Annotated in this window: 11 protein-coding genes; 10 read left to right on the plus strand and 1 reads right to left on the minus strand. The window is 56.1% G+C overall.

Going from position 1 to position 9,306, the window contains the following annotated elements:
- On the plus strand, positions 1-1,191 hold a 1,191-nt coding region (locus QVO51_RS06205), incomplete at its 5' end, for an ABC transporter permease (protein ID WP_288167927.1).
- Positions 1,192-1,199: 8 nt separating this feature from the next.
- Positions 1,200-1,643: a GNAT family N-acetyltransferase gene (locus QVO51_RS06210; protein ID WP_022357672.1), complete on the plus strand. Its 444-nt coding sequence runs from the start codon at positions 1,200-1,202 to the stop codon at positions 1,641-1,643.
- A 61-nt stretch (positions 1,644-1,704) separates the two neighbouring features.
- Here QVO51_RS06210 and QVO51_RS06215 read toward each other — a convergent pair whose 3' ends face one another.
- The gene (locus QVO51_RS06215) at positions 1,705-2,973 is read right to left on the minus strand and encodes an O-acetylhomoserine aminocarboxypropyltransferase/cysteine synthase family protein (protein WP_022357673.1); all 1,269 of its coding nucleotides are present in this window, start codon (positions 2,971-2,973) and stop codon (positions 1,705-1,707) included.
- 215 nt (positions 2,974-3,188) lie between these two features.
- Between QVO51_RS06215 and QVO51_RS06220 the strand changes: the two genes are divergently transcribed.
- From QVO51_RS06220 to atpD, 8 genes are all read left to right on the plus strand, one after another.
- A complete protein-coding gene (locus QVO51_RS06220) occupies positions 3,189-3,575 on the plus strand; it encodes an ATP synthase subunit I (protein WP_022357674.1) in 387 nt (128 codons plus the stop codon).
- An 85-nt stretch (positions 3,576-3,660) separates the two neighbouring features.
- The gene (locus QVO51_RS06225) at positions 3,661-4,419 is read left to right on the plus strand and encodes a F0F1 ATP synthase subunit A (protein WP_015557834.1); all 759 of its coding nucleotides are present in this window, start codon (positions 3,661-3,663) and stop codon (positions 4,417-4,419) included.
- Positions 4,420-4,472: 53 nt separating this feature from the next.
- A complete protein-coding gene (gene atpE / locus QVO51_RS06230; RefSeq protein ID WP_015557835.1) occupies positions 4,473-4,727 on the plus strand; it encodes an ATP synthase F0 subunit C in 255 nt (84 codons plus the stop codon).
- A 92-nt stretch (positions 4,728-4,819) separates the two neighbouring features.
- Complete coding sequence (gene atpF, locus QVO51_RS06235) at positions 4,820-5,317, plus strand: F0F1 ATP synthase subunit B (RefSeq protein ID WP_022357675.1); 498 nt, start codon at positions 4,820-4,822, stop codon at positions 5,315-5,317.
- On the plus strand, positions 5,314-5,841 hold the full coding sequence (gene atpH, locus QVO51_RS06240; protein ID WP_022357676.1) for an ATP synthase F1 subunit delta: 528 nt from the start codon (positions 5,314-5,316) through the stop codon (positions 5,839-5,841). The genes atpF and atpH overlap by 4 nt, the downstream gene beginning before the upstream one ends.
- A 57-nt stretch (positions 5,842-5,898) precedes the next feature.
- Positions 5,899-7,413, plus strand: a complete 1,515-nt coding sequence (atpA, locus tag QVO51_RS06245) for a F0F1 ATP synthase subunit alpha (RefSeq protein WP_022357677.1) — start codon at positions 5,899-5,901, stop codon at positions 7,411-7,413.
- 41 nt (positions 7,414-7,454) lie between these two features.
- Positions 7,455-8,324, plus strand: a complete 870-nt coding sequence (gene atpG, locus QVO51_RS06250) for an ATP synthase F1 subunit gamma (protein ID WP_022357678.1) — start codon at positions 7,455-7,457, stop codon at positions 8,322-8,324.
- Between the two features lie 56 nt (positions 8,325-8,380).
- Positions 8,381-9,306 (plus strand): F0F1 ATP synthase subunit beta (gene atpD / locus QVO51_RS06255; protein WP_288167928.1); only part of this gene is annotated, 926 nt, incomplete at its 3' end.

The raw sequence follows: 9,306 nt of genomic DNA on the forward strand, positions 1-9,306 counted from the left end.
CCAAAGCCCCCGAAAAACGGCAAGCGTGTGCTGCTGGAGCGGATCGGCTGGCTGTGGAAGCGGCTTGGATTCCACGCCAAGGTTACCATCCGGAACGTGTTCCGCTACAAAAACCGGGTGCTGATGACCGTGGTGGGTGTGGCAGGCTGCACCGCCCTGATGCTCACCGGCTTTGGGCTGCGCAACGCCATTTCCGTTATTGTGGATCTGCAGTATTCCCGGGTGTATCAGTATGACCTGTTGGGGGTGTATGATCCGGACGCTGATGCCAAGGAACTGGAGGAGCTGCATCAGAAGGTGACGGATACCCCGGAACTGACGGATACTCTGTATGCTTTGCAGAAAAGCGCCACCATCACCGGCGCCGGCGGCAGCATGGAGGCGTATCTGTTCGTGCCGCAGGAGCCGGAGCGACTGCCGGAATTTATCCGGCTCATCGACCGGAAAACCGATGCGGCATATACCCTGGAGGAGCAGGGGGCGGTGGTGACAGAAAAACTTGCCCGGATGCTGGACGTAGGGGTGGGGGACACCATCACCCTGGAGGGGGCATCTGCGCCGGTGACGGTGACTGCCATTACGGAGCAGTATGTGTTCCATTATGTGTATCTGTCCCCGGCACAGTACACCGCCCTGTATGGGGAATACACCCCCAACTGCTTTGCGGCGAAGCTGGCGGCGGGTACTTCGGAGGATGCTTTGTCTGAAATCCTGCTTGCCAACGGAGCAGTGCGCTCTTTGTCCTATAATTCCCATGCCGGGGACAAGTTCCATGAACTGATCGGTACGCTGAACTATGTGGTGCTGCTGATCATCATCTCCTCCGGTGCGCTGGCGTTTGTGGTGCTGTATAATCTTGCAAACATCAACATCACCGAGCGGATGCGGGAGCTGGCGACCATTAAGGTGCTGGGCTTTTATGACCGGGAGGTGGCAGCCTACATCTACCGGGAGAATACGGTTTCCGCTCTGCTGGGTATGCTGGCAGGACTGGTGCTGGGAATCTTCCTGTGTCACTTTGTGGTGGATACCGCCCAGGTGGATGCAGTGATGTTCTACCCGGATATTCCGGCGTATGCCTTTGGCCTGGCGGCGCTGCTGACCATTGTATTTACTGTACTGGTCAACGGGCTGCTGTATTTCAAGCTGCGGCGGATCGATATGGCAGGCTCCATGAAGGCGATCGAATAGGAGGCGGCATGCAGATCAGAATCGTGACGGAACAGAAGAAGCGGTACCGGGAGCTGCTGCTTCTGGGGGATGAGCAGGAGAATATGATTGACCGGTATCTGGAACGGGGTGCCATGTATGTGCTGGAGGATCCGGAGCCGGTAGGCGTGTGCGTGGTGACGGATGAAGGAAACGGCATCCTGGAGCTGAAAAACATAGCGGTTTCTCCTGCTGTCCAGGGCAGGGGCTATGGCAGGGCGATGCTGAAGTTTCTACAGTCCCGTTACCGGGGACAGTACCGGCTTTTGCAGGCAGGAACCGGGGACAGTCCTCTGACCGTGCCCTTTTATGAAGCCTGCGGTTTTCGCCGGAGCCATGTAATCCCGGACTTTTTCACGCAGTATTATGACCACCCCATCTTTGAAGCCGGCGTGCAGTTGCGGGATCTGGTATATTTGCAAAAGCCCTTATAGTCGAAAAGCGCCCGGAAGCAGATGCTCCCAGGCGCTTTGTATTTGTATAGGAAAAAGTTCGTTATGCGTCCAGCTTGTCCATAGCCTGTGCAATGTCGGCAATGATGTCCTCCACATTCTCCAGACCAACGGAGAAGCGGATCATGCCGCCATCGATGCCGGCTGCCTCCAGCTGTGCGTCAGTGAGCTGCCGGTGGGTAGCACTGGCAGGATGCAGCACGCAGGTGCGGATGTCTGCCACATGCACCACCTTGGATGCCAGCTGCAAAGCGTCCATGAACTTGACTGCGGCGCTTCTGCCGCCCTTGATATTAAAGGTGATGACACCGCTGCAACCCTTGGGCATATAGTGCTTTGCCCGGTTATAATAGGGACTGCTCTTGAGACCCGGGTAGCTGACGGATGCTACATGCTTGCAGCCTTCCAGATATTCTGCAACCTTCTGGGCATTGTCGCAGTACCGATCCATGCGGATAGCCAGGGTTTCCAGCCCCAGATTCAGCAGGAATGCGGAGTTTGCTGCCGGATAGCAGCCCAGATCCCGCATCAGCTGCATTCTTGCCTTGATAATGTAGGCCTGGTTCCCGAAGGATTCCGTGTAGCTGATGCCGTGATAGCTTTCATCCGGCTCTACGAAATCCGGGAATTTGCCGTTTGCCCAGTTAAAATGTCCACCGTCCACAATGACGCCGCCCACCTGGAGCGCATGACCGTCCATGTACTTGGTGGTGGAGTGGATCACAATGTCCGCACCGTGTTCGATGGGGCGGCACAGGTAAGGCGTGGGGAAGGTGTTGTCCACAATCAAAGGCAGGTTATTCCGGTGGGCAAATGCGGCAAAACGTTCAATATCCAGTACGGTCAGAGCCGGATTGGCCAGGGTCTCACCGAATACCAGCTTGGTGTTGGGCTTGACGGCAGCCTGCAGCTCCTCGTCAGAGGCTTCCGGACTGACGAAAATGCACTCGATACCCAGCTTCTTCAGGGTCACAGCAAATAGATTGACCGTGCCTCCGTAGATGGAGTTGGTGGAAATGAAGCTGTCTCCGGCACTGCATATGTTGATGACCGACAGCAGGCTTGCAGCCTGTCCGCTGGAGGTGCACATTGCTGCCACGCCGCCCTCCAAAGCGGCAATCTTCTTTTCCACACATTCTACTGTAGGATTGGAGAAGCGGGAGTACATGTGCTCGTTGGGCAGGTTGAACAAATCGCCAATATGCTCTGTAGAATCAAACGCATAGGTCGTGCTCTGCACAATGGGCATGACACGGGGTGCTCCGTTGGCAGGTGTGTAGCCTTCATGCATGCATTGCGTTTCAAATTTCATAATCTCGTCCTCCTTGTATGTTTTAACATGGATGTAGCATACTTACATTATAATGCATGGGTCAGAAAAAGTCAATGCGGCAAAATGCACAAGGGTGCAGCTTGTTTATACAGAAGTTTTTTCGACTTTTTGTGCAAATTCTTAGAAAAGCCTATTTTGTTTTTCGGTTTTCCATGTTATAATACAGATGTAGTTCAGAAAGGAGGGGAAACAGGATGCAGAAGGATGCGCTGCTGCATGAACTCCGGGTGATCGGCATACGAACCGTGTTCCTGAATATTGCGGTCTATCTGATCTCCGGCTTGGTGCAGGGGTTTACGCTTTCCTTTGCCCTGGGGCTTCTGCTTGGAACAGCGCTGCTGTTCGTCTATCTGCTTCTGCTGTCCCGGTCGGTTGCCCGGTCGGTGGCGCAGCCCGGCGGTCGTCCCCAGGTACAGATGGTCAGTGGATATCTGCTGCGGCTGGTGCTGATCGGTGCAGTGTTCCTGCTGGCGATGCAGGTCAGCTGGATCAACGCCTTTGCGGCAATGATCCCTCTGGTTTATCCCCGGCTGATCTACGTGGGGCATGCATGTCTGCACAAAAACGGCGAGCAGCTGTAATCCAGTGCCGCACAGGTTCTGTGCGGTGCCGGCTTTGGACATGGAGTCCGGCATCTTAGGAGATTGATAGGAGATGATGCAAGCTATGAAATTGTCAGATTTTCTGACAGGCGTCAAGGAGGTTGAGGTAAACGGGCCGAAGGTCATTACGTCCTTTACCATTCCCGGGATCGATCTGACGATAAATCTGACCGAAACCATTGTCGTGGGCTGGATCGTGATTCTGATCCTGTTGGCTGTCATTTTGTTTCTGACCCATAATATGCAGGTCAGGGCGGTGACCAAACGGCAGGCCATTGCAGAAATGCTGGTGGAGACGGTGGAAAATCTGGTGGACAGCAGTATGGGAAAGAAATTCCGCAGCTTTGCCCCCTATATTGCTACGATCTTTGTATTTTCCTGCTTTGGCAGTCTGATCAGTCTGATTGGTCTGCGGCCGGTGACCGGCGATTTCAACACCACCTTCTGCTGGGGTCTGATGACCTTTGTGCTGGTGGAACGGGCGAAGATCAAGACCAGCGGCATAGGCGGATTCCTTAAGGGCTTCTTTGAGCCGATCCCGCTGATGCTGCCGCTGAATCTGCTCAGTGAGGCGGCAACGCCGGTGTCCATGGGCTTCCGTCACTTCGGCAATGTGGCAGGCGGTATGATTATCACCAGTCTGCTGTACTTTGCGCTGACGGCAGCGTCCACTGCCCTGGGACTTGCAGTTCCGGTTCTGACAGTGGGCATCCCCGCACTGCTTTCGGTTTACTTCGACTTGTTTACCGGGTTCATGCAGGCATTTATTTTCATTATGCTGACCATGGCGTATCTTGACAGCGCCTTTGGTTCGGAGGAATAGGGCTTCAGGCGGGTGCATCCCGCAAATTCTGATTGATATTTTGGAGGTTGTTTATGGAAAAGGCAATTTTGTTGGCAGGCTCTGCAATTGGTGCCGGTCTTGCAATGATCGCAGGTATCGGCCCTGGTATCGGTGAGGGTTACGCAGTTGGTAAGGCTTGTGAGGCAATCGGCCGTCAGCCGGAAGCCTCCGGTCCGGTCACCAGAACCATGTTCGTGGGCTGTGCGGTGGCAGAATCCACCGGTATTTACGGCTTCGTGGTTGCCCTGATCCTGCTGTTCGCAAATCCGCTGCTGGGCAAGCTTTGATCCATGCAGGAGTCCTGTGGGAACATGGCTCCGAAATTTACAGAAAGTAGAGGAGCTTCCCCGTCTCTGGATCCGGGGAACAATGTCATAGCATGTTAGATTTTCTTTCCATTGATGTTGGCAGTCTGCTTTTTACACTGTTGAATACCCTGATCCTGTTTCTGGTGATCAAGCATTTCCTGTTCGGACGGGTGCATGCCGTTCTGGAGGCAAGACAGCAGGAGGTTGCCAAGACCTACCAGGATGCAGAGGATGCCTCCAGACACGCAAGCGAACTGGAGGAGGAATACACCGGACTGATGCAGAACGCAAAGACGGAATCCGAACAGCTGATCCGCAATGCCACAAGAACCGCCCAGTCCCGTTCCGAGGAGATCCTTGCCCAGGCACGGAAGGACTCCGGGGACATGCTGGAGCATGCGGCAGCGCAGATTGAGCAGGACAAGAAACGGGCGCGGAACCAGCTGCGGGGCGAGATCTCCGACCTGGCGGTAGAGGTTGCCCAGAAGGTTGTGGAGCGTGATCTCAATCAGAGCGATCATGACCGTCTGATTTCGGATTTCATTGACTCGGTGGGTGACAGCCAATGACCGGGCAGGTAGGAAAGGTATATGCGGACGCAGTGTTTGACCTTTGCCTGGAGGAGGACACGCTGGAGCCGGTATACAAGGATCTGAACGCCTGTGCGGCGGTGTTCCGGAAGGAGCCGGGGCTTGCCCAACTGCTGGAGGTGCCCACCATTCCCCTGGAGGAAAAGCGGGCGCTGGTGGAACGGCTGTTTGCAGGGAACCAGACGGTGGTATCCCTGATATGCATGCTGACCCAGCGGCAGCGGATCCCCTATGTGCAGGCGGTGGCGGATGCGTTTAACGATCTGTACCGGGAGCACAAGGGCATTGCCCGGATGACGGTGACTACCTGTGTGCCCCTGCGGGATACCCAGCGGCAGCAGCTGATCGCCGCTTTGCAGAAAAAATACGGCAAGCAGGTGGAACTGACGGAACGGATCGATCCCGCCATTCTGGGGGGCGTCATCGTACAGTACGGAGACACCCTGCTGGACAACAGTGTAAGATCCCGGCTGGAGGCTGTCAGACGGCAGCTGAAACAATAATGCGGCACAGCACAATTTCTGTGGGTGCTGCCATAACAGAACAAAGAAGGTGTATCTATGGATTTACGCCCGGATGAAATAACCGGCATTATCAAAGAGCAGCTGAAGCATTACCATGCCAAGCTGGAGCTGAACGATGTGGGTACGGTCGTGACCGTAGGCGACGGCATCGCCACCATTCACGGCTTGGACAAGTGTATGTCCGGTGAGCTGCTGGAGTTTGAAGGCGGCGTGCAGGGTATGGCGCTGAACCTGGAACAGGATTTTGTAGGTGCCGTTATGCTCGGCTCGGATCGGGACATCAAGGAAGGTGCTGCGGTCAAGCGTACCGGCAGGATCGTATCCGTTCCCGTAGGGGAGGAGCTGCTGGGCAGAGTGGTCAATGCCCTGGGACAGCCCATTGACGGCAAGGGCGCCATTCTGACTCATGAAACCGCTCCAGTGGAGAAGGTGGCTTCCGGCATTATTACAAGAAAGTCCGTACACAAGCCCTTGCAGACAGGAATCAAGGCCATTGATTCCATGATCCCCATCGGCAGAGGACAGCGTGAGCTGATCATCGGTGACCGGCAGACCGGCAAGACCGCCATTGCCCTGGACACCATCATCAATCAGCATGACAAGGACGTGATCTGCATCTACGTTGCCATCGGACAGAAGCGCTCCACTGTGGCAAACGTGGTGGAAACCCTGGAAAAGGCAGGTGCCATGCGCTATACCATTGTGGTATCCGCAACCGCCTCCGAGCTGGCACCCTTGCAGTATATTGCCCCCTATGCAGGCTGTGCCATGGGCGAATATTTCCTGGCTCAGGGCAAGGATGTGCTGTGTGTGTATGATGACCTGTCCAAGCACGCTGTGGCATACCGGGCACTTTCCCTGCTGCTGAAGCGTCCTCCGGGGCGTGAGGCATACCCCGGCGATGTGTTCTATCTGCATTCCCGTCTGTTGGAGCGTGCATGCAGCCTGAATGAAAAATACGGGGGCGGCAGTCTGACGGCGCTGCCCATCATCGAGACCCAGGCAGGGGACGTTTCCGCCTATATCCCCACCAACGTGATCTCTATCACCGACGGGCAGATCTTCCTGGAAACGGATCTGTTCAACAGCGGCGTGCGGCCGGCGGTCAATCCGGGTATTTCCGTATCCCGTGTGGGCAGCGCTGCCCAGATCAAGGCTATGAAGAAGGTATCCGGCTCTCTGAAGCTGTCCTACTCCCAGTACCGGGAGCTGCAGGCATTCTCCCAGTTCGGCTCCGATCTGGATCAGGACACCAAGGAGCGGCTTGCCAAGGGCGAACGGATCGTGGAGGTGCTCAAGCAGAACCGGAATGCACCCATGACGGTGGAGCATCAGGTGATCGTGATTTATGCGGTGGTCAATAACTTCCTGCGGGAGATCCCGGTCAAGCAGATTTCCGACTTTGAGCATGCCCTTTGCACCCATGTGGACGAGACCCATCCGGACATCATTCAATCCATCCGGGATACGGGAGATCTGACCCAGGAAACCCAGGCGGCTCTGGATGCGGTGCTCCGGGACTTTGCTGCACAGTATCTGAGCGCCCAATAACCCGAAAGGAGATATGCCGTTTTCAGGCATAGGGAAATGTCATGGCAACAGCGAATTTAAAGGATATCAAGCGCCGGATCAAGAGCGTGGAAAGCACCATGCAGATCACCAAGGCGATGGAACTGGTTGCGTCCTCCAAGCTGCGCCGTGCCAAGGAAAAGGCAGAGCGTGCCGAGCCGTTTTTCAACATGCTGTACCAGATGATGTGTCAGATCGTAGCGGAATCCGGGGACTTTCAGTCCACCTTTTTGCAGCATCACACCGGCGGTGCCGTTCTGCTGATCGCCATTGCCGGCGACCGGGGGCTTGCCGGGGGCTTCAACAGCAACGTGTTCAAGCAGGTGCAGATCCGGATGGAGGAGCTGCAGACGGCAGGCCGGGAGCCGGTGGTGATCGCCATCGGCAGAAAGGCGGTGGAGTATTTCCAGCGGCGGAATGTGCGGATCCTGGCGGAGTTTGAAAACATCGGCGAGGATATTACCGTATACAAGTCGCTGGATATTGCGGAACGGATCGTGACCCTGTACGAAAAGGGCGACATTCAGGCTGTAGAGCTGATCTACACCAACTATGTATCCCCTCTGGTGCAGGAGGCGCACCATATGCATGTGATGCCGGTGGAGCATCTGGAGCACGCCCCCGGCGGCTACCATGCATTGACCACCTACGAGCCCTCTCCGGAGGCGGTGTTTGACGCACTGATCCCCAAATATCTGGCAGGGATGCTGTACTGTGCGGTGATCGAATCCTTTGCCGCAGAGCAGGCGGCACGGCGTCTGGCGATGGAAAACGCAACGGACAATGCAACAGAGATGATCACGGATCTGTCCCTGGTTTACAACCGGGCAAGGCAGTCGGCGATCACCCAGGAAATTACGGAGATCGTCAGCGGTGCCAACGCACAAAGCTGACCGATTCAGGAAAGGAGCATGACGGCGCTGGCTCAAGCACGTCATAACCATAGAGTATGCAGAATATCGGAAAAATCGTGCAGATCATCGGTGCGGTGGTGGACGTCCGCTTTGCACCGGAGCATCTGCCCAAGCTGCTGAACGCCATCGAAGTGGACAATCACGGCGCTCGGCTGGTGCTGGAGGTTGCCCAGCATATCGGTGACGATGTGGTGCGCTGCATTGCCATGGGCACCACCGACGGTCTGGTGCGGGGTACGGATGCAGTGGATACCGGCAGTCCCATCCGGGTGCCGGTGGGCAGAGAGACCCTGGGCCGGGTATTCAATTTGCTGGGTGAGCCGGTGGATGATAAGCCTGCCCCCCAGGTGAAGGAACATTGGGCGATCCACCGGGAAGCCCCCAGCTATGAGGAGCAGACCGCATCCAGCCAGGTGCTGGAAACCGGCATCAAGGTCATTGACCTGATTGCCCCCTATCTGAAGGGCGGCAAGATCGGTCTGTTCGGCGGTGCCGGCGTAGGCAAGACCGTACTGATCCAGGAGCTGATCAACAATGTAGCAAATCAGCACGGAGGCATCTCCGTGTTCACCGGTGTAGGGGAGCGTACCCGTGAGGGCAACGACCTGTACAACGAAATGAAGGAAAGCGGCGTCATCGACAAGACCGTGCTGGTGTACGGTCAGATGAATGAACCCCCCGGGGCAAGAATGCGTGTGGGATTGTCCGGTCTGACCATGGCGGAGTACTTCCGGGATCAGGAAGGGCAGGATGTGCTGTTGTTTATAGATAATATTTTCCGGTTCACCCAGGCTGGCTCCGAGGTTTCCGCTTTGCTGGGGCGGATGCCCTCCGCCGTAGGCTATCAGCCCACCCTGGCAACGGAAATGGGCGCTTTGCAGGAGCGGATCACCTCCACCAACAAGGGATCCATCACCTCCGTACAGGCAGTCTATGTGCCGGCGGATGACCTGACTGACCC

This window comes from Ruminococcus sp. CAG:379, from assembly GCF_000434255.1.
GTDB classification, from domain to species: domain Bacteria; phylum Bacillota; class Clostridia; order Oscillospirales; family Ruminococcaceae; genus Ruminococcus_F; species Ruminococcus_F champanellensis.